Source organism: Protofrankia sp. CiP1_Cm_nod3 (genome assembly GCF_982290655.1).
The window spans coordinates 23,800-44,772 of sequence record NZ_CEVIVD010000007.1; the positions used below are offsets into that span (position 1 = coordinate 23,800).

Below are 20,973 nucleotides of genomic sequence, written 5' to 3' on the forward strand. Positions count from 1 at the left end.
GGGCCCGGCACGAGCGTCCATGCCGACACGGACACGGACGTCTCGCCAGCCGTCGGCACGCTCCCGTCGTCCGCCGCCGTCGGCGCGGACGGTGGCGAAGCCGGTGGACGTCCCCCTGAGCCTGCGGGCACCTCGGCAGATGCCCCGTCGCAGCCTCCGGCCGAGTCGCCGCCGACGCCGCCGAGGACGGCTCCGGCCGAAGCGCAGCCGACGACGCCGCCGAGCCCGTCGGATGAACCGCCGGCCCGGGAGCTCACATACCCGCGGGCCGTGCGGGTGCTGGTGGGCCGCACGCTGCCTCCGGAGGAGGACATCGTCTGGGAGGCGAGCACGACCGGCAGCCCCCACCTGTTCATTCTCGGTATCCCGGGACAGGGCAAGTCGGAGACGACGATCCGGTTGCTTCAGGGCGCGGTGGAGCAGGGCCTGCCCGCACTGGTGATCGATTTCCACGGCCAGTTCGGGAACGACCCGCGGCGGCCGGAATCCCTGCATGTGCGGGACGCCGCGGCAGGCCTGCCCTTCTCACCGTTCGAGCTGGCGGCGGACGCCGGCCGGCACGCCTACAAGATGAACGCGCTGTCCGTCTCGGAGATCTTCGCCTATGTGTGCGGGCTTGGTGACATCCAGCGGGACGTCGTCTACCAGGCGCTGGTGGGCGGTTACGAGGCGCATGGCCATGGTGCTCTCACCCCGCCGCGGGGTGTTCCGACGCTGGAGGCGGTCCGGGACAGGATCGCGCGGCTGGAGAAGGAACGCGGGGTGGCGAACGTGCTCGCCCGCTGCCGGCCGCTGCTGGAGTACGGCCTGTTCACGGACGACACCGGGCTGAGCATCCAGGACCTGATCAGGAGTGGGCTCGTCGTCGACCTGCACGGCTTCGCCGAGGTGGAGCAGGCGCAGGTCGCCGCCGGCGCGTTCCTGCTCCGCAAGGTCTACAAGGACATGTTCTCCTGGGGGCAGACCGGGCAGTTGCGGCTTGCCATCGTGCTTGACGAGGCGCACCGCCTGGCGAAGGACGCGACCCTCCCCAAGCTGATGAAGGAGGGCCGAAAGTTCGGTGTGGCGGTCGTCGTCTCTCCAGCCAGGGCATCGACGACTTTCATCCGGACGTGCTGGCCAACGCGGGGACAAAGATGATATATCGGATCAACTATCCGCAGTCGCGTAAGGCGGCTGGCTTCGTCCGGGTCAGGGCGGGCCGTGACCTCACGGAGGAGATCGAGCAGCTTCCGGTCGGCAACGCCTACGTCCAGACACCCGACATGGCATCCGCCCGCCGAACCCGCATGCTTCGTCCGGACAGCCAGTAGGGACGCCGACCGGCCGCATCCGACCAGTTCCCCTGGATCATCGCTCGCCCGTGGCTCCGCCCGCCGCGCCCGCGGCTTCCCGGTCTGCCGCGTGCTTTTCCTCGCGTCACGTTCGCGCCGTGCGCTGGAGAGTCACTGGCGGGCCGGTCGGTGAGCGGTCTTTCTTCGCAGGAATTTCCTGTGGCATTGTTGCGGCGGAAGAAAGTGCGTTCGGCAGACGCCCGGACGCCGCCGGCCGATAATGCGTGATCGTTTCAGGGTCGGACGGCACCCACCTCTTCCCGTCCGTGCGGGGTGTCCCATTCCGCCGTCGTCCAGCTGGTCAGGGACGTGCGGGGGACGACCCGCTCCGGGTGCAGCTGGTCGAAGTTGTCGGCGAAGTTCCGGCGGATCACGGCGAAGTCCGTCGCGTCCCTGAAAGCGGGCAGCGCGTACAGGTCGCGGGCATAGGCCCACAGCGCGGGGAAGCCCTCCGGGCGGGCGATGTTGGTGGCCAGCAGCCCGGGGTAGGCGACGTCCAGCCGGGCCAGCGACAGCCACAGCCGCACGTCGGGCTCGGTGATGATCGGCCCGAACAGGTAGCGCCGGGTGCGCAGCCGCTCCTCCAGGGTGTCGAAGCGTTCGAAGAGCACCCGCAGGATCCGGGCGTGCTCGACCGGGTCCGCCGCGTGCCCGACCCGGTGCAGGGCGTTGTTGACGTCCTGATGCAGCCAGGTGTTGAAGGCGTCGATCCGCCAGCGCAGCGCCCACGGGTAGAGGTCGACGTCCGGGTCGGCCCAGGCGTCGAACTGTGTGCTGAGGTCGAGGCTGATCGTGCCCGACTCGTTGCTGATGATCCTGCCGTGTTCCCGGTCCCACAGCGCGGGCACGGAGGCGCGGCCCAGCCAGCCCGGCACCGTCGCCTCGTACGCCTCCCGCAGCCGGGAGAAGCCGTTGACCGGGTCGGGCCCGGAGCGGCCGCCGAAGATCCAGCCGCGCTCGTCGGTGGAGTCGTCGACGTACGACAGCGAGACCACGTTCTGGAGGCCCTTGAGCGCGCGGACGACCGCGGCGCGCGACGACCACGAGCAGCCCCAGGAGACGTAGACGTGGTAGCGGCCGGGTTCGGCGCGGTAGCCGCTGGAGCCGTCGGCGGTGATCCGCCCGCGCAGCCGCTCCACGTCGCGGGCCGGGGTTGCCGGGAGCTGGTCGCAGGACTCGATCTCGGGCGCGCAGGCGGTGTCGACCACGGCCGGGAGCTGCCCGGTGAACTGCACCTGAGTCATGGGTACTCCGTAAAGGTGTCGGACGGACGGGACGAGGAACGGGGCTGACGAAGATCGGGGCTCCGGACGGGGGCTCACGGCCGGCCACCGGGGGAGAGGGCGCGGGCGATCCGGTTGACCGCCACGGTGACGGCGGCGATGGTCAGGCCGGGCAGCACGGTCAGCCACCAGGCGGTGCCGAGGTAGTCACGACCCTCGGAGACCATCGCGCCCCACTCCGGCGTGGGTGGCTGCGCCCCGAGACCGAGGAAGCTCAGCGCGGACACCGCGAGCACCGCGGTGCCCAGCTCGAGTGCCGCCAGCGCCAGCACCGGGCCGCACACGTGCGGCAGCACATGGGTCAGCAGCACCACGGGGCCCCGCACACCCGCGGCGGACGCGGCCTCCACATACGGCTCCTGCCGGGCCCTGAGCACCTGGGCGCGCACGATCCGGGAGAAGCCCGCGATGCCCCCCAGGCCCACGGCGATCGCCGCGTGCGCGGTGCCGGGACCCAGCGCGGTGACCACGGTCAGCGACAGAATGATCGCCGGAACGGCCAGCACCGTGTCGACCATCCGCATCAGCAGGGCGTCGACCCAGCCGCGTAGGCTGCCCGCGACCAGGCCGATCGTGACCCCGCCGGCCAGTGCGAGCCCGACCGCGATCACCGGGGCGCGCAGTGAAAGCGATGAAGCATGTACTACCCGTGACCAGACGTCCCGGCCGAGGTAGTCGGTGCCGAACCAGGCCGCGCCGCTCGGCGGGAGCAGCGCGCGGTCGGGCGTGGTGGCCAGCGGCGCGTGCGCGCAGAACACCGTGGGCACGAACGCCCAGGCCAGGACGAGCGCCAGCACCAGCACCGCCAGCGTGAGCCCCGGGCTGCGCCACGCGCCCCGCAGCACCGCGCGCGAAGCCGCCCACAGCGACGCCCGCGGCGCCACGGGGAAAGGGGTGTCGCTGTGGGCCGTACCGCGGACGGCGCCGTGCGCGGCATCACCGACGCTTCCATGAGAGGTTCCACGGGGAGTCCCATGGGCAGCATTGTGGGTGGCGTCACGGGCGGTGTCGGGGGGGTTCAGGCCGACCGTGGTCTCAGCCATCCGCGGCTGCCCCTTCCCGTTGCGGGCCGCTCGGCCAGGCGCGGGTCGAGCAGTGGCGTCACCAGGTCGACGGCAAGGCTGACGGCGGCGAAGACCAGGGCGCTGACGACCACCGCGCCCTGCACCACCGGGATGTCCTGCGCCTCGACCGCGGCCGCGGTGATGCGGCCGAAACCGTCGCGGGAGAACACCGTCTCCACCACCACCGAGCCGGCCAGCAGACTGCCGATGATCAGCCCCAGTAGGGACAGCAGCGGCAGCGCCGCGTTGCGGGTGGCGTGCAGCAGCAGCACCCTGGCCCGCCCGGCCCCCTTGGCCCGGGCGGTGGCGACGTAGGGCGACAGCAGGACGTCGGCCAGGCCGCGGGCGAAGACCTGCGTGATCACCGAGGCCGTCGGGATGGCCAGGGTGATCGCGGGCAGCACCAGCCCGCTGCCGCCGGTGTGCCCGAAGGCGGGCAGCAGCTTCCAGCGGAAGGAGACCACTTCCAGCAGCACCAGGCCCACCACGAACTGCGGGAACGAAACCCCCAGCGAGGGCGCCGACAGCAGCAGCCGCGACAGCCGCCGCGACCGGGTGGCAACCGCGGCCAGCGCTGTGCCCACCCCGAGCAGCACGGCCAGCGCCAGACCCACCCCCGCGAGGGCCAGGGTCTGCGGCAGCGCGGTGGCAAAGATGTGGACGACGGTGTCGCCGCTGCCCACCGACCGGCCCAGGTCGCCGTGGAGGGCGGCCCACAGCCGGTCGGCGTACTGCTCCGGCAGCGGGCGCTCGAAGCCGTAGGCGGCCCGCAGCTGGCGCACCTGCTCGGGGGTGGTGTTGGCGACACCGCCCTGGCCGCTGAGCATGATGGCGACCGGATCTCCGGGCAGCAGGTAGAGCAGGGCGAAGGAGAGCGTGAACGTCGCCCACACGGTGACCACCGCATGCAGCAGCCGCAGCAGCAGGTGACGTACCGTCATCTTCCGCGTCTCTCCTGTTCATGCTCTGTCGCGTTCTGATCCGTGCCATCCTGAACAGTTTTGTCCTGATTTGTGCTGTCAGGTCCGCGCTGCCCGGCTGGTGCCTGCTGGCCGGTCAGTTCGCCAGCCAGGCGTCGAAGAACGCCGGCTGCGCGGAGCCGTCCAGCGCCACCCCCTGCACCCGCCCGGCGAACGCCACGGACTGAGCCTGCTCGTAGACGGGCAGCGAGTACGCCTCCTGGACGATCTGCCGCTGTGCCTGCCCGACCAGGGCTGCGCGCTCGGCGGCGTCGAGCGTCTCGGACTGTTTCGCCAGCAGCGTGTCCAACGGGTTGCCGGCGGGCAGGTGGGCGCGGTTCTTGGTGGTGGTGGCGAAGACGGTCGACAACACGTCGGGGTCGGCGCGGGTCAGGCCGAACCACAGCAGGTCGTACCGGCCGGCGTCCTGGTCGGGCGCGAGCTGGTTCAGCGGCAGCCCGGAGAGCTGGGCGTCCACGCCGATCTCGCGCAGCTGGGACTGGACCAGCTGGAGCACGTTGCGGCTGGCGGTGTCGACCCCCGGGTAGATCAGCGTCGGTGCCAGCCGCACGCCGTCCCTGGCGCGGATGCCGTCACCGCCCGGCCGCCAGCCGGCCGCGTCCAGCAGGGCGCGGGCACCTGCCGGGTCGTGGGCCAGGTCGGCCGACAGGTCGGTGTACGCGGGCGTGCTGGAGGTCAGGATGCTGCTGGCCGGCCGGTAGTGGTCGCTGAGCAGGGTCCGGACGATGGTGGCGCGGTCGATGCCCTTGGTCAGGGCCTTACGGACGGAGGCGTCGGCCAGCAGCGGCCGCTCGGTGTTGGCCGTCAGGTTGTACGTGACGCCCGGCACCGGCCGGGACAGCTCGGTGGCGCCGCCGGCGGCGAGCCGCCGTTCGTCCCGCGCGTCGACCCCGATGACCGTGTCGACCTGACCGGAGAGCAGGCTGCCGACGCGCACCCCGGACTCGGGCACCACCTTGTAGTCGATGCCGTCGAGGTAGGCCGCGCCCTGGTGCTTCCACACCGGCGAGCCCCACGCGTAGTCCGCGCGCCGCGCAAGCCGGATCTCCGTGCCCTGCACGGCCTCCTTCAGCACGAACGGGCCCGCGCCGGCGAGGCCGCGGCCCTGGCAGCGCTCTTCCGGGGCGAGGGCCAGCGAGGCGGGGGAGAGCAGTCCCAGCGCGGCCGTCGAGGTGGCCTGGAGGAACTGCGCGTTGGGACGGGAGAACGTGACCTTCGCGGTGTGGCTGTCGACCACGGTGGTGCCCTGGTAGCCGGTCAGGTAGCTGGCGGCGACCGCGTCCACGGCGCCGAGCCTGACGATGGCGTCGAAGTTCGCCCTGACCGCGGCCGCGTCCACCGGCGCGCCGTCGCTGAAGGTCGCCCCGGGGCGCAGGGTGAAGGTGAACTCGGTGGCCGACGCGCCGACCTCGAACTTCGAGGCCAACCACGGGACGATCTTTCCGGTGGCCGGGTCCTGGTCGGTGAGCGAGGACACCAGCTGGCGGCTGATCGCGGTGTTGCCGTTGGAGCTGTTGTTCTGCGGATCCAGGCACAGCGGCTTGCTCACCACCGCGACCGTCAGCATTCCGCCGCCGCGCGCGGCACCCAGGCCGGGCGCCGCCGTCCCGCCGCCGCCGTCGTCCGACGAGGAGCAGGCGGCCAGTCCTAGCCCCAGGCACAGCACCACCGCCATTCCGGGCAGAATTCGGCGGCCCGGCCCTCCGATATGTCTGCGGCGCGCGGGAACGGGTGGGCTCGACTGGCGGAACATGGACACTCCTGAAGCGGATTGTTGCGGAGCGGAAATCAGCGGTGCCGCCTTGCGACGGACGTCGACCGGTACGCGCGCGGACGGAATGCGGACACGGAAATCGCCGGCCCGCGGCCCACGGCGTGGTGACTGGTGATATGGGGTGTGTACGCAGGTGGCTCAGGGACAGAGCGCACTTGCCTGCCGGACGAGGTCGACGTCCAGACGGCGCATCAGAATTACGGCTCCCGCGGGCACGTCGGGAGACTACCGTGGCTATTCGGGGCAGGGCCAGAGACAATTGACGCCGCCAGCCGGGGGCTGTTGACTTAACGGCCCGGTACCGCCAGGAATAGGAACGGAGAACCGAATATGGAGCTGAGCGGCACGACGGGCCCCGACGTGGGTGACTCGCTTGCCGACCGCATCGCCGTCGCCATGCTCACCAGGGCTTTTCCCGCCGACGTCGTCGACGCCGTGCTCGCCGACACCGGCCGGATCCAGATGCGTACCCGGCTGCTGCCGTCCCGGGTGGTGGTGTACTTCGTGCTGGCGCTGTGCCTGTTTCCCGGTCTTAAGTACGAGCGGGTGGCGCGGCTGCTGGCCCAGGGGCTGATCTGGAGCCTGGGTCGGCCGACCACCTGCCCGGTGCCCACGGCCGCCGCGCTGTCACGGGCCCGGGCCAGGCTCGGCGCCGAGCCGCTGGAAGCGCTCTTTCGTGCCACGGCCGCACGGGTGGGTGGTCCGCCCACCTACCGGGGGCTGCGCGTGCTGTCCCTGGACACGCTGCGTATCGAGACGCCGGACTCCGAGGAGAACCTGGCCGCCTTCGGCCGCGACCCGGCCACCGGCGAGGGCCCGCCGTGCCTGCGGGTCGCGGCCCTCGCCGACGAGACGACCCGGGCCGTCGTCGACGCCCGGCTGGGCCCGGACGCAGGCGCCCGGGCCGTGCTGACCTGGCCGCTGCTGCGGGCCCTGACCGGGCACGACCTGCTGCTCGCCGACTTCGGCACGCTCGGCGTCCGGGCCTGGTGCGTGGCCCGCGAGCACGGCGCGGAACTGTTGTGGGCCGCGCCCGCCGACACCGCGCTGACCCCCCACGCCATGCTGCCCGACGGCTCGTACCGCTGCGTGCTCGACGGCGCCGGCGACTGCCCGCAGGACGAGGACGAGACGGGCGTCGCGGTGCCCGTCCGGGTCGTGGAGGGCGCCGTCGCGGGTCGGCCGGTCCGCTTGGTCACCAGCCTGCTCGACCCGGTGCGCGCCCCCGCGGCCGAACTCGTCGAGCTGTACGCGAGGCGCTGGCGGTTCCGCGAGGCGCTGGCCGGCCTGGCCGGTCTGGCCACGCCGGGCTCTGCCCACGCCCGGCCCGCCGTCACGGCCGCGTCCGCCCTGCCCGCTGCCGGGGCTGGCGGCGGACCCGGGCGGCCCGAGCCGGTGCCGGTGCCGGTGCTGCGGTCCCGCTCGGCGAGCGGGGTCCGCCAGGAGGTGTGGGGCTACCTGCTCGTCCACCAGGCGATCACCGTGCTGCTGCGCGGGGACCTGCCGGGCCGCCGTGACACCACCGCCACGGTGGGCAGGGAGGCCGCCGGGGCCGTGCCCCGCTTCGCCACCCATGGCCCCGGCCCGCGGCCGGTCCGCCGGATCGTCTGACGTCCGGCGTGCGTCCTGCCTGTCTCGCCTGGACTTTTCGCCCTGCCTGGACTTTGCGCCCCGCCCGGACTTTCCGTCCAGCCCGGACTTTCCGTTCCGCTCGAACCTTTCACCCTGCGGTGGAGGATCGCTGGAACTCGGTTGGAGCCAGCCGCGCGGACCGGCGCCCACCGCCGCCGGGCGGCTGCCAGCCGTCGGTCGGTCAGCCCTCCGGCACCGCCGCCGGCCTTCGGCTTCGGCGGCCAGGGCAACAGCAGTGTGATCAGTACGCAGCCCACCAGGATCGCCGCGGAGGTGATGAAGGCCAGGTCATAGCCGGAGGTGAGAGCCGCGCCACTCGGATGCGGCCCGGAGCCGTCGGGACGGGAGCTGGTGTGCGCGGCGGCCAGCGAGGTCAGCACCACCAGGCCGAACGAACCGCCCACCTGCCGGGCCGCGTTGGCCAGACCGGAGGCGACGCCCGCGTCCTGCGGCTGCACGCCTGCCATGGCCGTCACGGCGACCGGGGTCAGCGCGACACCGATACCGAGGAAGACCAGCACACCCGGGCCGATCACGCCCAGCGCCACGAGCGTGTCCGTCCGCAGCGCGGCCTGCCAGCCGAAGCCCGCCGCCGAGATCAGCAGCCCCGCCGAGATCAGCACCGGCGGCCGGCGGCCGGCGGCCAGCAGGCGTGCCGCCGTCCGCGCGCCGACGACCGTGGCCACCGCGTGCGGCACGAAGACCAGCCCCGCCTCCACCGGGCTGTAGCCGCGGACGTTCTGCAGGTAGAGCGAGACGAAGTAGAGCAGCCCGAAGAACCCGGCGCCCAGCAGGAACATCACCACGTTCGCCCCGCTGCGCAGGGCCGACCGCAGCAGCCGCAGCGGCAGCAGGGGCACCGTCGCCAACCACTGCTCCACCACGACGAACAGCGCGAGCAGCAGCGCTCCGACGACGATCGGCAGCCAGCTTCCCACCGGGCTCCAGCCGTCCTTGCCCGCCTGGACGATGCCGTACGCGACCGCGGTGAGCCCGGCGGAGACCGTGACGGCGCCCGGGACGTCCAGGCTGCGCCCGCCCAGCCCCGGCAGGTCGGCCAGCCACCGCAGCGAGCCGGCCACGACGGCGACCCCCACCGGGAGGTTGACCAGCAGGATCCACCGCCAACCGAGGTAGTCCGTGAGCAGGCCGCCGAGGATCGCCCCCGCGGCGCCGCCGACCGCGCCGACCATGGTCCACGCGGCGATCGCCCGGGCGCGCCGGGCGCCCTCGGGGAAGGTCGTGGTCAGGATGGTCAGCGTGCAGGGGGCCAGGATCGCCGCGCCCAGGCCCTGTAGCGCCCGCGCCGTGACCAGGACCCCGGCCGAGGGTGCGGCGCCGCCCAGCACGCTGGCCACGGTGAACAGGGCGACACCCGCGACGAAGACACGCTTGCGGCCGTACAGGTCGGCGGCCCGCCCGCCGAGCAGCATGAAGCCGGCGAAGGTCAGGGTGTAGGCGTTGACGACCCACGGCAGGTCGGCGGTGGAGAAGCCGAGCGCGTCGTGGATCGACGGCAGCGCCACGTTCACGATGGACACGTCGAGTACGACCATGAACTGGCCCAGGCAGGCCAGCGCCGTGATCACGCCGTCGGGCGCGCGGCGCGGCAGCGGGACGGATGTGGGCGCGGGCGTCGGGGCAGGGGCCGCGGGCTCGGGGAGGGCGGCCCGGTCCAGGCCGCGCTCCACGCTCATCAGGCGCCTGTCCGGTGCGCCCGGGCGTCGATGCTCTCGGCGAGGCTCACCAGGCTCGCGGTCAGCCGGTGCACGTCCTCGGCTGCCCAGCCCGCGACGAGTTCCGCCAGTGCCCGGGACCGGGCCGCCCACAGCCGTTCGAGCACCTCGCGGCCCTGCTCGGTGACCTCCAGCAGTTGGGCGCGATGGTCCAGCGGGTCCGGCAGCCGCAGGATCAGCCCCGCGCTCGCCAGCCGTTGTGTCTGCGGGCTGAGCGAGGAGCGGTCCACCCCCAGCCGCTCGGCGATCGTGGACAGTCGCACCGGCTGCCAGCGGTCGATCTGTGTCAGCAGCGTGTAGTCGCCCGCGGGAAGGGTCAGCCCCGCCTCGGCGGCGATGCGGCGCTTGGTAGCCGGCGACAACAGCCAGCACCCGGCGGTGTTGAGCGCCACCGCCGCGCCAGCGATGGCCTGATCGGTCTGAGGAGCCGTACTGGTCATACGGCCACGCTATCTCGATTGGTTGGGTAAAACCAACTGAGAGATCGGACATGGCCTCAAGACGGCTTTCTCCAGCGCCGTGTCGGCTTCAGCCAATAGTTGATCTCTCTTGGAGACCGGAGACCGGAGACCGGAGAGCAGAGAGCGGAGACCGGCGACCCGGTGCCGCCTGCCCGAATGCCAGTCCGATGGCGAACAGCGGCAGCTGGGGCCCGCCGTCGGTGAAACTTCCCGGCCGGTAGGCCCCGTGCTACCGGGGCGCGTGGTCAGCCGTCGATGTCTCGCAGGCCCTGGATCACGGGTAGTTCCTCGGGGTCGGGCTCGGTCTGCTCCAGGAAGGCGCGTACACACTCGACGGCGACGTCGGGGGCCAGGCGTTTGAGACTCAGGGCCAGGACGTTGGCATCGTTCCACAGCCGCGCGCCGCGGGCCGTCCACGCGTCGGCGGCCGTGGCGGCCCGCACGCCACGTACCTTGTTGGCCGCTATCGCGGTGCCGGTGCCCGTCCAGCACATCAGCACCCCGTAGTCGACTTCGCCAGCGACGACCGCTTCGGCTACGGTACGTGACATATCGGTCCACACCGTGGACTCGCTCGGGAACACCAGCTCATGTTCGGTGCGGATGAACTCGCGCACGGCGTGGACGCACTCGTTCTCGCTGTCGGCCGCGAACCCGATCCGTGTCATCGCCTTGTCCTCCAGCCGCCTCGTCCTCCAGCCCCATCGCCGACCGACGTATCATCGACGACCTCTTCCCCGTCTTCAACGTCCCTTTCCCGGCGTCCTTCGACGTTCCGTTCCAGGTCGAAACGGCATGCCGACGCGCCGCCGTCCGCTTCCTCGACCGTGACCCGATGGATGGCCCGCGGACGAGCCGCTCGCGCCACGCAACAGGCGTTCCTCGCCGACGTGCTCTCCGTGACTCCTGCCGATACATCGGCACCGAACACATCCTGCTCGCCCTGCTGGAGCGGGAGGACGGCGACGGTGCGCTGTCCGGGCTCGGCGTCGACAGGGCCGCCGTGGAGACACAGCTCGCCACCGCCCTCGCCGCGATCGTCGCCGGCAGGAAGGCATGACCGCGGCGGCATACCGGCATACCGGCATACCGGCGCGCCGGTCCTGCCAGGGCTTCACGCGGGAACGGCCGGTTGGCGCGCGATGTGGACAGCCGCGCGCCAACCGGCCTGTTCAACTGGATTCGGGGCGCACACGCGTATGCGGGTCACGCGCCCCGGTGGGGGTCGTCAGTCGGCTCCGGGGACGGTGACGTTCTTCTCGTTGAAGCCGAAACCATCCTGGGTGGCCTGCTGGCGGAGCGCGTCGAAGGAGCTCTGGCTGGCGTTGACGTCAGCCTCGGTCGCGCTGCCGTTCTTGAGCTTGTCGACGAGAGCCGTGAAATTGTTGCTGATCGACTGTACGGCGTTGCACAGCGTCGGATTGGCCACCGCGAACCCCTTGGCGACCTTGAGCTCGTGGGCGGTGAACAGACCGGCCACCGCCGCCTTGGCGAGCGTGCGCCCCCGGTTGTCCGCGTTCGCTCTGAACTTCCCCTCCCGTGCCGGCTTGTAGATGTACCGATGGAAGGCACCCAGCCCCAGGCCGGCGTGCAGCGCGAAACGGGTCTTGGCCAGCGGCCTGCTGTTCTCGCCGCTCGGACAGGTGCCTTCGTAGGGGGTTTCGGCGGCTGCCGGCTCGGACGCGGCGGCGGCTGGTGCCGCGCTCCCGCCGCCGGTCGTCCTGGAACCGCACGCACCGACAAGTACGACGGAGAGCAGTACCGCCAGCAGGACTGCCCCGCATTGTGTCGCACGGGTAACTGGGCTTTACGTGATACCGGAACCATCATCACCTGACCTCGCACAGAGTTCGGCCTCGTCGACAGCCTGGGTGTTCGTCATTGCCGACGGCTTACCGCGTCGTGAGTCGCGACGGGGACGGCTCGCTTACCGGGCCCCGCGGAAATGCCCGCGGGAATGATGGTGCCCAGGGAGCAGCCGGGCGGAACACGAACCTGCCCGCCGGCTCTGCCAGCCGTCCCGCCGGCTGTTTTGCCGATTGCCCTTTTGGTTGTCCTTGTGGCCACCCTGACGGCTTGACTGTCTTTTAGCTGACCTGGCGGGATTGCTGTCCCCGGCGGGTTGGCTGTTCCTGGCGGGGGGCCGGGCGGGTCGTACGGCGCTGGTGGTGACGGTGGCGCTCAGGCGCGACCGCGGATGCGGTCCGTGAGCCGCTCGTACTGCTCGGAGTCGTTCAGGGCGGCCATGACGATCTGGTGGCAGGTGCGTTCGCACAGGTTGACGAGGTCGGCCCGGTCCATGGCCGGCTGGTCGAGCCAGGTGAGGACGACCTCCTCCATGTATGCCAGCCAGCCGGCCACGGCCATGGTGAGGGCGGGGGTGGCCGGCGCGCCCGCGGTGGTGAGGCCCTCGGTCAGCCAGCCCGTCAGGGTGGCGCGGGTCGAGCGGTGCAGGGTGCGCATGTCGCTGCCGCCGTCGAGCCGGGTGATGGCCAGGTAGACGTCGGGGTGGCGGCAGACGTACTCGACGAAGGTCTCGACCCCGGCGCGCAGCTGCTCGCCGGGAGCCAGGGACGGGTCGGGGCGCAGGTGGTCGAGGAGCTCCTCGGCGGCTGCCCGCAGGACGGCGTGCCGGAACCCGCGCTGCGAGCCGAAGTAGTGGAACAGCAGCCCGGGGGAGACGCCCGCCTCGGCGGCCACGCTCTCGACGCGGACGTCGTCGATCGTCCCTCGTTCCAGGACGTGGCGGGCGGCGGCCAGCAGTTGGCCGCGGCGGTCGGCGGGCAGGAGCCGGGTGCCGCGCACGCCGGTAGGACGAACCATGTGCCCATCTTATTAACCAAAACTCAACAGAACTATTGACTCCAGCTCAACAGGGCCTACTGTTGACTAATCCTCAACAATGGTGCGTCACTGTCCTGGGCCGGGGCCGCACCCCGCGTCTTCTTCCGCCCTCGCCACGTGATGGAGGAGCGCTCCGATGCCGTTGCGAGTCATGAAGCATGAGTAAGCCTCTGCCTCGCAGCCACCCTCGATGGGATGGCACCCCTGGTCTGACCCGCTCGCGCGGTGCCGGGTTCCCGCTTCACAGGCACCTGCCGCGCGAGCGCGGTCTTACGGTCGCCTCCACGGGCGTTTTGCGTCTCCGACGCACTGGCGGCGACGAGGTCACGCAGGTTGACCGCGGCGTTCACGTCGCGGTCAACCGCCAGCCCGCAGGACGGGCAGGTGAACGTGCGGTCCGACAGCGTCAGGCTTGGGTTTCGCCTGCCGCAGCCGGAACAGGTCCTGCTCGACGGGTACCAGCGGTCCGCGACGACCAGCCGGGAGCCGTACCACGACGTCTTGTAGACGAGCTGGCGGCGGACCTCGGCCATCCCCGTGTCGGAGACGGCGCGGGCAAGGTGCCGGTTACGCGCCATCCCGGCCACATGCAGGTCTTCGACCACGATCACGTCGTGGGTCTTCGCGAGCCGGGTGGTGAGCGTGTGCAGGCCGTCGCGGCGCTGGGCCGCGACGCGGGCGTGGATACGGGCGAGCCGGGCGGCACGCTTGTGCCGTCCCACGCTGCCAGGCTTGGACCTGGTGTAGGCGCGCGACGCGGTCCGCAGCCGACGCAGCGAGGTGGCCAGATGTCTCGGGTTCGGGATCGTCTCGCCGGTCGAGAGGACCGCGAGGTGCTTCACGCCCAGATCGACGCCGACCGCGCCGCCCGTGCGCTGCCGCCGGGACGGGGTGTCGGGGATCTCACGGTCGACCTCGACGGTGAACGACACGAACCAGCGCCGCGCGGTGCGGGACACGGTCGCGCCCAGCAGCCGAGCCCGGCCGTCGGCGAGCCGGCTGGTCAGCGCGCCCATTGGCTCGTGGACCCGTACCCGGCCGATCCGGGGCAGCTTCACCCGCCGGTCGCCGGCCGGCCCGTAGACACCGGTCGTGTAGCGGAACGAGTCGCGTGCCTTCCCCCGCTTCTTGAACCGCGGGAAGCCGACCCGGCGGCCCTTCCGCTTGCCGTTCTTCGCGTCGGAGAAGCTCTTCAAGGCCCGCGCCAACCGGTCAAGCCCCGCGGAGAATGCCTCCTTCGAGCACCCCGCCCACCACGGCGCCACGTCGTTCTTCCTCTGGTTCCACCGCAGTCACAGCGCGGGCAGCGTCCACGGCACCGGGGTCAGCTGGTCGCCGTCCACGCCGTAGGTCTTCTCCGCGTCCCGTTGCGCGAGGGCGGCCTTCACCCGGGCCAGCCCCCAGTTGTAGGCGAACCGGGCCGCCCCGGCGTGCCGCCGGAGGTCTGCGAGCTGGGCGTCGTTCGGGTCGAGCGCGAACCGGTACGCCTGCAACGTCCTCACTCGGCCGCCCCGGTAGCGGCTTCGACAGCCCGGCGGGCCCTGTCCGCGGCGGCGCGGCGGCCGTACAACCGGGCGCACATCGACGTCAGGATCTCGGTCATGTCTCGGACGAGGTCGTCGTCGACCTCGGCGGGATCGACCACGAGAAGCCGCCGGCCGGAGGCGGCGAGGGCAGCTTCGACGTATTCGGCGCCGAAGCGGGCGAACCGGTCGCGGTGCTCGACGACGATCGTGGAGACGTCCGGGTCGCGCAGCAGCGCGAGGAACTTCTTTCGGTGGCCGTTGAGTGCCGAACCGACCTCGGTGACGACCCTGCCCACAGGTAGGCCCTGCCCGGTGGCCCAGGCGGTGACGCGGGCGACCTGCCGGTCTAGGTCTGGCTTGTGGTCCGCGGATGAAACCCGGGCGTACACCACGGTCTGCCCCGCCGGCCGTTCGACGGCCTCCGGCTCAACCAGGATCAGCCGGCCCACTCTGCGGGCCGGCACCGGCAGCTTGCCTTCCCGAAACCATCGGTATGCGGTGACGTGGTGCACTCCTTCCCGCTCGGCCCACTGCTTCAAGTTCACTCAAACATCATACTGCATACTCACTGGAGAACAGATGGGCACCCCTGCCACCGCCCGCGCCGCGTCCACCGCGTCCACCGCCCGCGCCGCAGCCACGTTCGAGCCCGACGGCCTGGTCCTGCGGCCGCGTGACGTCCGTTTCGACTGGTCACGGCTTCCGACGCCCTGGATTCCGGGCGAGCCCGTCGCCAGCCACATCATCAACGTGCTGCATCTGCTGCTGCCCGAGGGCGAGCGCTGGTTCGTGCGCGTCTTCCAGCGCGCACTGCCGATGATCACGGACGACCGGGTGCGGGAGGACGTGCTCGGGTTCATCGGCCAGGAGGCCATCCACGCGCAGGCCCACCAGGGGGCGCTCGACCACCTGCGCGCGGGCGGGCCGGACCCGGACCCGTATCTACGCCAGCTTGAGTGGTTCTTCCACCGGGTGCTGGGGGAGCGCCCAGGGCTGCCGCCGGGGCGTGCCCGGGAGCAGGTCGTTGAGCAGGTGGCGATCATCGCCGCGGTCGAGCACTTCACCGCTTTCCTCGGCGACTGGGTGCTCAGTGCGGACGCCCTGGACCGGGCCGGCGCCGACCCGGTGATGCTGGACCTGCTGCGCTGGCACGGCGCGGAGGAGATCGAGCACCGCAGCGTCGCATACGACCTGCTCAGGCACCTGGACCCGGGCTATCCGCGGCGGATCCGCAGCATGATGATCACCGGTCCCATTCTGTACTGGTTATGGATCCGTGGAGCGCGTTTCCTGATGGCCGCCGATCCACGGCTGGCCGGATCGCGGCCGGGCGGGCCACGGCGGGTGGAGAGCGGGCGTGCCTTCCTCGCGGCATCCCGGCGGGGGCTGCTGCCAGCCCCGGGCCAGGCCGTGCGCTCCGGGCTGCGCTACCTCAGGCGTGACTACCACCCCACGCAGGAGGGCTCGGCCCGGCAGGCGGCCGCCTACCTCGCCACCTCCCCGGCCGCCCGCGCCGCGGCCGCCCGCTGATGTCCGGGCCTGGGCATCACCCGGCCGCGGCGGGCCGGCACGTTCCTCCCGACCTGTACGGCAGGCCCCGTGCCGACCGCGCGATGCGGGCGCTGGCCGCCGTCGGTGACGTGCTGTTCCCGCTGGTCGTCCGGTCGGGCGGACGCCTGGGCAGCCGTCGGCACCGGTCCACGCCGCCGCCCGCGCCCGCGTCCGCGCTGAACCTCGTGGTGGCCGGCCGCGGGTACGTGGCCGACGACGTCGTCCGCCTGCGGCTGGCCGCTCCCGACGGGGCCGTGCTGCCCGCCTGGCGGCCCGGCGCCCACCTCGAGCTGCGCCTGCCCTCCGGCCGCCGGCGCCGGTACTCCCTGTGCGGCGACCCCGCCGACCGGGGCGTCTACCAGATCGCGGTCCGCCGCGTCGACGGCGGGGGCGGCGGGTCTGTGGAGGTGCACGACGCCCTGCCGACGGGCAGCCGGCTCGCCGTGGGCCGGCCGCGCAACGCCTTCCCGTTCGCCGGCGAGCCCCGCGTGCTGTTCGTCGCGGGCGGTATCGGCATCACCCCGATCCTGCCGATGGCCCGCGAGGCCGCCCGGCTCGGCCTGGACTGGCGGCTGGTGTACAGCGGCCGCGGCCGCGCGTCGCTGCCGTTCACCGACGAGCTGCGCGGGTTCGGCGGCCGGGTGGAGATCCTCTCCGGCGGGGAGCGCGGGGCTCCCGACGCCGCCGGCCTGCTGCGCCGCGCCCCGGCCGGGGCCGCCGTCTACGCCTGCGGCCCACCTCCCATGCTCGACGGCATCCAGGCGGCCTTCGACGTGAGCCCGGCCAGCGGCCTGCACGTCGAGCGCTTCGCGCCCGTCCCGCCGCCCTGGGACGGCCGGCCCTTCGAGCTGCGGCTGGCCCGCAGCGGGCGCGTGCTGCCCGTGCCCGCCGACCGCTCCGTCCTGGACGTGCTCGCCGAGGCCGTCCCCACGGTCGCGTACTCCTGCCGGCGGGGCTTCTGCGGGATCTGCCGCCAACGCGTCCTCGCCGGAGCCGTCGATCACCGTGACCATCGGCTCACCGACACCGAGCGTGCCGACGGCGCGATGCTCGTCTGCGTCTCCCGCGCCCGCGCGGGCGAAAGCCTCGTCCTGGACCTGTGATCTCTTAGTCACCCCGAGCCTCTTGCTCACCCCAAGTAGTCGAACTGTGTAGTCGTGCGAAGTGCCCACCCGAACCGGTGGGCACCCGACCCGGAGGCGACATCCATGACCGCACCGCTCCGGACACCGGCCCGGACATCAGCCCGCCGGCGCTCCCAGGCCACGACGGCCTTCCCGTACGACGGCGGCGACCTCGACCGTTTCCGTGAGCTGCAGCGGCTCGCCTACGCCTGCGCCGAGCGGGTCGGGGCCTGGCTGGAGCCCGGCGTGACCGAACGCCAGGCCAGCGCGCGGCTGGGCCGGGAGTTGGCCGCCGCCGGCGTCCAGGACTTCTTCCACATCCCCTTCGCCTGGTTCGGTGACCGGACCGCCTTCCGGCACTTCCGCACGCCGCTGCAGTTCTTCCCGAGCCGGCGCAGGCTCGAGGAGGGCATGCCGTACATCCTCGACTGCGCTCCCGTCATCGACGGCTACACCGCCGACATCGGGTACGCCGGCCGGGCCGGCGCCAGCCCCGTCTGGGACAGGATCGACCGTGACCTGCGCGAATACCGCGACCTGATCGTCGCCGAGGCGCGCCGGCGCACACCGCTCAACGAGATCTACGCCCGGGTGGACGCGCTCATCGCCCGCCACGGCTACGACAACCGGCACCGGGTCTACCCGGGACGGGTCATCGGCCACCAGATCACCCGCACGACCGCCCGCGGGCCCGCCGGGGTCAGCGTCCTCGGCTTCGGCGTACGGACGCTGCAGACCCTCGGCCGCGAGTTCCTCGGCGAGCGCCGGTACGGCCGGTCGCCGCTGTGGGCCGACGGCCGTGCCTCCCGGCACGCGCCCACGCCGGGGCTGTGGGCAGTCGAGCCGCACGTCGCGTTCCGCGACGTGGGCCTGAAGTTCGAGGAGCTGCTGGTGGTCACCGAGGACGACGCCTACTGGCTCGACGACGACCTGCCGCACGTACGCCGCTGGCAGCGGGCCGCGGACACCTCGTCGGATCTCGCGGTGCCGGATCTCGCAGTGCCGGGTGTTGTGGTGCCGGGTGTCGCGTCGGGCGTCGCGGTGGAGGCGCGATGAGGCGGCGGGCGGTCGTCTCCGCCGGTGTGCCGCTGGCCATGTACGAGCAGGGCAACCCGGCCGGGCCGACGGTGCTGCTCGTGCACGGCTACCCCGACACCCACGGGGTCTGGGACGACGTCGCCGCCGCCCTCGCCGCCGACGGCCACCATGTGGTGCGCTACGACGTGCGCGGCGCCGGGGCCTCCGGGGCGCCGAGAGGGGTAAGCAGCTACCGTCTGTCGCATCTCGCGGACGATCTGTTCGCAGTGGCCGACGCGGTCAGCCCGTACCGGGCGGTGCACCTCGCCGCCCACGACTGGGGGTCCATCCAGGCCTGGGAGGCCGTCACCGACCCCCGGGCGGCGGGCCGCATCGCCTCCTATACCTCCCTGTCCGGCCCCTGCCTGGACCACGCCGGCCACTGGGCGCGCCGCCGGCTCGCCCGCCCCACCCCGCATCACCTCGGCCAGCTGCTCACCCAGGCCACGCGCTCCTGGTACATCGGCCTCTTCCACCTGCCGCTGCTCGCCCCGGCCGGCTGGCGGCTCGGGCTGGCCGCGCGGTGGGGGAGCGTGCTGGCGCGTGCCGAAGGGGTCACCCCGCGGGCCGGCCACCCGCGGCCCACCCTCGCCGCCGACGCCGTCCGCGGGATCGCGCTGTACCGGGCCAACATGCTGCGCCACCTGCTGCGGCCCCGGCAGCGCCCGACCGCCGTACCGGTGCAGCTGATCACTCTTACCCGGGACCGCTACGTCAGCCCCGCGCTGGGCGACGATCTCGACCGCTGGGCGCCCCGTCTGTGGCGGCGCACCCTGACCGCCGGGCACTGGTCCGCACTGCTTGAGAAAGGCCCCACCGTGGCACAGATGATCGGAGAAATCGCCGCGCACGCCGACGGCGCGCCCGCCGCCCCCGCCCTCGAGCGGGCCGCCGCCTCGAGCCGGGAACAGGCCGCCAGCCAGCGCCAGCGCCTCCGCCTCGGCCCGCGCCTCGGCCCGCGCCTCGGCCGTGGCCTGGAGCGGGCGGCTTTCGCCGGGAAGCTGGCCGTCGTCACCGGCGGCGGCAGCGGCATCGGACGGGCCACCGCGCTGGCCTTCGCCGAGCACGGCGCCGCCGTCGTGGTCTGCGACCTCGACCTGGCCACCGCCGAGCGCACCGTCGAACTCGCCCGCCTGCTCGGCGCACCCGAGGCCCACGCCTACCGGGTGGACGTCGCCGACAGCGCCGCCGTCGACACCTTCGCCAGAGAGGTGGCCGTGGCCCACGGCGTCCCCGACATCGTGGTCAACAACGCCGGTGTCGGCCACGGCGGCACCTTCCTGCGGACCACCGAGAAGGAGTGGCGGCACATCCTGGAGGTCAACCTCGGCGGGGTCGTCCATGGCTGCCGCGCCTTCGCCACCCTGATGGTCGAGCGCGGGGAGGGCGGTCACCTCGTCAACGTCGCCTCCGCCGCCGCGTACCTGCCCAGCAAGGTCCTGGCCGCCTACGCCACCAGCAAGGCGGCCGTCTACATGCTGTCGGACTGCCTGCGCGCCGAGCTCGCCCCCGCCGGCATCGGCGTCAGCACCATCTGCCCCGGCATCGTCAACACCAACATCGCCCGGACCAGCACCTTCTCCGGCCGTTCCGCCGACGGGCTCGACGCCACCCGCGACCGCTTCGCCGCGCTCTACGCCAGGCGCAACTTCCCCCCGGAGAAGGTCGCCTGGCAGATCCTGCGCGCTGTCCGGGAGAACAGGGCCGTCGTCCCGGTCACCGTCGAGGCCAGGGCCGGCCGCCTCCTCAGCCGGCTCTCCCCGGCCCTGACGCGCGCCGCCGCCCGCATCGACATCGACTGACACGACCGGACCCTGCCCGGCGGGCTGCTGCCCACCCTGGCCGGTGACGCGCTGGCGAACCTCGTCCGCCACCTGGACAGCCGCCGCCGCGCAGCGCACGGCCGGCTGGGTCCGTGGGGCCCGCCGCCGGTGCCAGAAGATCTTCGGGACGGCCGCGGTTCCCCGCCACGCGGCCTGAGCGGTCGCGGCCCGGACCGCTCCGAGGGCTCGGGACCAGGGGGAGCCGCCGTCGCAATGGCCGGTTTTTTCAGGGTTACCACTGATGCCGGCCGCTTCCGTGCGGAGCAGACTCGCCGCTGTGAGCAGTCCCGCCTCGCGGCGGGGCGCGACGACAGCGGGCGCGTGTCGGCTCCGGGGCGCGCCCGCTCCTCGCCGAGGCGGGTTCCCCGCGGTCCCACCGGCATGGCGAGGAGTTTCCTGCCGGGCCCTGCCGAGAAAGGGGTGGTTGCGATGCCGCAGCACATCCGGAAATACTGGGGGGCGCTGCACGGGCGCCAACAGCTGAACTTCAACTGGGGGGCGATAAACGCCAACTCGATCGTGCACGTCGCGGCCAGCGAGTATATTCCGGTGACCGACCCGGACGCGCACGGCGGGTTCGCCGACCAGAACCACCAGCGGTTCATCGGGGCGGCGAACGTGACGGTGTCCAATATCGCCCCGCACGGCGCGCCCTGGGATCCGAACAACGGGGTGACGTTCGTCGTCAACGTCGACTGGCCCAGTCCGATATACATCGTCACGGACATCACGGTCTTCGACGAGGGGCCGGTCGAGATCCAGAA

General features: G+C 72.6%; 18 protein-coding genes and 2 pseudogenes. 9 read left to right on the forward strand and 11 right to left on the reverse strand.

Annotation, left to right across the window (positions count from 1 at the left end; translation table 11 throughout):
• The coding region (locus AC5LUJ_RS03185; RefSeq protein WP_493464430.1) for an ATP-binding protein at nucleotides 1-1,140 on the forward strand (1,140 nt) is incomplete at its 5' end.
• The gene (locus AC5LUJ_RS03190) at nucleotides 1,137-1,313 is read left to right on the forward strand and encodes a hypothetical protein (RefSeq protein ID WP_493464431.1); all 177 of its coding nucleotides are present in this window, start codon (nucleotides 1,137-1,139) and stop codon (nucleotides 1,311-1,313) included. The genes AC5LUJ_RS03185 and AC5LUJ_RS03190, both read left to right, overlap by 4 nt.
• 254 nt (nucleotides 1,314-1,567) lie before the next feature.
• On the opposite strand, the gene AC5LUJ_RS03195 is transcribed toward AC5LUJ_RS03190, so the two are convergent.
• The 4 genes from AC5LUJ_RS03195 to AC5LUJ_RS03210 form a co-directional block, all read right to left on the reverse strand.
• Nucleotides 1,568-2,578 carry a glutathione S-transferase C-terminal domain-containing protein gene (locus tag AC5LUJ_RS03195; RefSeq protein WP_250281752.1) on the reverse strand — a complete coding sequence of 337 codons (1,011 nt, stop codon included), beginning with the start codon at nucleotides 2,576-2,578 and terminating at the stop codon, nucleotides 1,568-1,570.
• 74 nt (nucleotides 2,579-2,652) lie between these two features.
• On the reverse strand, nucleotides 2,653-3,660 hold the full coding sequence (locus AC5LUJ_RS03200) for an ABC transporter permease (RefSeq protein WP_493464432.1): 1,008 nt from the start codon (nucleotides 3,658-3,660) through the stop codon (nucleotides 2,653-2,655).
• Entirely contained in the window at nucleotides 3,636-4,622 is a 987-nt protein-coding gene (locus tag AC5LUJ_RS03205; RefSeq protein WP_250281748.1) for an ABC transporter permease, read from the reverse strand. Before AC5LUJ_RS03205 ends, AC5LUJ_RS03200 begins: the two co-directional genes overlap by 25 nt.
• 115 nt (nucleotides 4,623-4,737) lie before the next feature.
• Nucleotides 4,738-6,414 carry an ABC transporter substrate-binding protein gene (locus AC5LUJ_RS03210; RefSeq protein ID WP_493464433.1) on the reverse strand — a complete coding sequence of 559 codons (1,677 nt, stop codon included), beginning with the start codon at nucleotides 6,412-6,414 and terminating at the stop codon, nucleotides 4,738-4,740.
• A 351-nt stretch (nucleotides 6,415-6,765) separates the two neighbouring features.
• Between AC5LUJ_RS03210 and AC5LUJ_RS03215 the strand changes: the two genes are divergently transcribed.
• Nucleotides 6,766-8,046, forward strand: a complete 1,281-nt coding sequence (locus AC5LUJ_RS03215) for a transposase domain-containing protein (RefSeq protein WP_493464434.1) — start codon at nucleotides 6,766-6,768, stop codon at nucleotides 8,044-8,046.
• A gap of 419 nt (nucleotides 8,047-8,465) precedes the next feature.
• Here AC5LUJ_RS03215 and AC5LUJ_RS03220 read toward each other — a convergent pair.
• From AC5LUJ_RS03220 to AC5LUJ_RS03230, 3 genes and pseudogenes are all read right to left on the reverse strand, one after another.
• A pseudogene (locus tag AC5LUJ_RS03220) lies at nucleotides 8,466-9,764 on the reverse strand (MFS transporter); the annotation flags it as partial.
• Nucleotides 9,764-10,243 (reverse strand): MarR family winged helix-turn-helix transcriptional regulator, encoded by a 480-nt coding sequence (locus tag AC5LUJ_RS03225; RefSeq protein ID WP_250281740.1) that lies wholly within the window; start codon nucleotides 10,241-10,243, stop codon nucleotides 9,764-9,766. The pseudogene AC5LUJ_RS03220 and the gene AC5LUJ_RS03225, both read right to left, overlap by 1 nt.
• 266 nt (nucleotides 10,244-10,509) lie before the next feature.
• The gene (locus AC5LUJ_RS03230) at nucleotides 10,510-10,932 is read right to left on the reverse strand and encodes an RpiB/LacA/LacB family sugar-phosphate isomerase (RefSeq protein WP_250281739.1); all 423 of its coding nucleotides are present in this window, start codon (nucleotides 10,930-10,932) and stop codon (nucleotides 10,510-10,512) included.
• Here AC5LUJ_RS03230 and AC5LUJ_RS03235 point away from each other — a divergent pair.
• A complete protein-coding gene (locus tag AC5LUJ_RS03235; protein ID WP_250281737.1) occupies nucleotides 10,926-11,324 on the forward strand; it encodes a Clp protease N-terminal domain-containing protein in 399 nt (132 codons plus the stop codon). The two genes, AC5LUJ_RS03230 and AC5LUJ_RS03235, sit on opposite strands and share 7 nt — an antisense overlap.
• 168 nt (nucleotides 11,325-11,492) lie before the next feature.
• On the opposite strand, the gene AC5LUJ_RS03240 is transcribed toward AC5LUJ_RS03235, so the two are convergent.
• From AC5LUJ_RS03240 to AC5LUJ_RS03255, 4 genes and pseudogenes are all read right to left on the reverse strand, one after another.
• A complete protein-coding gene (locus AC5LUJ_RS03240) occupies nucleotides 11,493-11,744 on the reverse strand; it encodes a hypothetical protein (protein WP_250281735.1) in 252 nt (83 codons plus the stop codon).
• Between the two features lie 701 nt (nucleotides 11,745-12,445).
• Nucleotides 12,446-13,087, reverse strand: coding sequence for a TetR/AcrR family transcriptional regulator (locus AC5LUJ_RS03245; RefSeq protein ID WP_250281734.1), 642 nt, complete (start codon nucleotides 13,085-13,087; stop codon nucleotides 12,446-12,448).
• A 170-nt stretch (nucleotides 13,088-13,257) separates the two neighbouring features.
• Nucleotides 13,258-14,610: pseudogene (gene tnpB, locus AC5LUJ_RS03250) on the reverse strand (IS607 family element RNA-guided endonuclease TnpB).
• On the reverse strand, nucleotides 14,607-15,179 hold the full coding sequence (locus AC5LUJ_RS03255) for an IS607 family transposase (protein WP_250281730.1): 573 nt from the start codon (nucleotides 15,177-15,179) through the stop codon (nucleotides 14,607-14,609). Before AC5LUJ_RS03255 ends, tnpB begins: the two are co-directional and overlap by 4 nt.
• Before the next feature lie 34 nt (nucleotides 15,180-15,213).
• On the opposite strand from AC5LUJ_RS03255, the gene AC5LUJ_RS03260 reads away from it, so the two are divergent.
• From AC5LUJ_RS03260 to AC5LUJ_RS03280, 5 genes are all read left to right on the forward strand, one after another.
• Nucleotides 15,214-16,164 carry a metal-dependent hydrolase gene (locus tag AC5LUJ_RS03260; protein WP_250281728.1) on the forward strand — a complete coding sequence of 317 codons (951 nt, stop codon included), beginning with the start codon at nucleotides 15,214-15,216 and terminating at the stop codon, nucleotides 16,162-16,164.
• On the forward strand, nucleotides 16,164-17,288 hold the full coding sequence (locus AC5LUJ_RS03265) for a PDR/VanB family oxidoreductase (RefSeq protein WP_493464435.1): 1,125 nt from the start codon (nucleotides 16,164-16,166) through the stop codon (nucleotides 17,286-17,288). Before AC5LUJ_RS03260 ends, AC5LUJ_RS03265 begins: the two co-directional genes overlap by 1 nt.
• A 105-nt stretch (nucleotides 17,289-17,393) precedes the next feature.
• Nucleotides 17,394-18,365, forward strand: a complete 972-nt coding sequence (locus tag AC5LUJ_RS03270) for a M24 family metallopeptidase (RefSeq protein WP_250281724.1) — start codon at nucleotides 17,394-17,396, stop codon at nucleotides 18,363-18,365.
• Nucleotides 18,362-20,188, forward strand: a complete 1,827-nt coding sequence (locus AC5LUJ_RS03275) for an SDR family oxidoreductase (RefSeq protein WP_493464436.1) — start codon at nucleotides 18,362-18,364, stop codon at nucleotides 20,186-20,188. The genes AC5LUJ_RS03270 and AC5LUJ_RS03275 overlap by 4 nt, the downstream gene beginning before the upstream one ends.
• Before the next feature lie 450 nt (nucleotides 20,189-20,638).
• Nucleotides 20,639-20,973: hypothetical protein (locus AC5LUJ_RS03280; protein ID WP_493464437.1), on the forward strand; the 335-nt coding region annotated here is incomplete at its 3' end.

Excerpts from the sequence above, each read along its gene's own strand:
- AC5LUJ_RS03270 (WP_250281724.1), top strand. The coding sequence starts at position 17,394 with ATGACCGCACCGCTCCGGACACCGGCCCGGACATCAGCCCGCCGGCGC.
- AC5LUJ_RS03225 (WP_250281740.1), bottom strand. The coding sequence starts at position 10,243 with ATGACCAGTACGGCTCCTCAGACCGATCAGGCCATCGCTGGCGCGGCG.
- AC5LUJ_RS03200 (WP_493464432.1), bottom strand. The coding sequence starts at position 3,660 with ATGGCTGAGACCACGGTCGGCCTGAACCCCCCCGACACCGCCCGTGAC.
- AC5LUJ_RS03215 (WP_493464434.1), top strand. The coding sequence starts at position 6,766 with ATGGAGCTGAGCGGCACGACGGGCCCCGACGTGGGTGACTCGCTTGCC.
- AC5LUJ_RS03245 (WP_250281734.1), bottom strand. The coding sequence starts at position 13,087 with ATGGTTCGTCCTACCGGCGTGCGCGGCACCCGGCTCCTGCCCGCCGAC.
- AC5LUJ_RS03205 (WP_250281748.1), bottom strand. The coding sequence starts at position 4,622 with ATGACGGTACGTCACCTGCTGCTGCGGCTGCTGCATGCGGTGGTCACC.
- AC5LUJ_RS03210 (WP_493464433.1), bottom strand. The coding sequence starts at position 6,414 with ATGTTCCGCCAGTCGAGCCCACCCGTTCCCGCGCGCCGCAGACATATC.
- AC5LUJ_RS03230 (WP_250281739.1), bottom strand. The coding sequence starts at position 10,932 with ATGACACGGATCGGGTTCGCGGCCGACAGCGAGAACGAGTGCGTCCAC.
- AC5LUJ_RS03195 (WP_250281752.1), bottom strand. The coding sequence starts at position 2,578 with ATGACTCAGGTGCAGTTCACCGGGCAGCTCCCGGCCGTGGTCGACACC.
- AC5LUJ_RS03265 (WP_493464435.1), top strand. The coding sequence starts at position 16,164 with ATGTCCGGGCCTGGGCATCACCCGGCCGCGGCGGGCCGGCACGTTCCT.
- AC5LUJ_RS03260 (WP_250281728.1), top strand. The coding sequence starts at position 15,214 with ATGGGCACCCCTGCCACCGCCCGCGCCGCGTCCACCGCGTCCACCGCC.
- AC5LUJ_RS03190 (WP_493464431.1), top strand. The coding sequence starts at position 1,137 with ATGATATATCGGATCAACTATCCGCAGTCGCGTAAGGCGGCTGGCTTC.
- AC5LUJ_RS03275 (WP_493464436.1), top strand. The coding sequence starts at position 18,362 with ATGAGGCGGCGGGCGGTCGTCTCCGCCGGTGTGCCGCTGGCCATGTAC.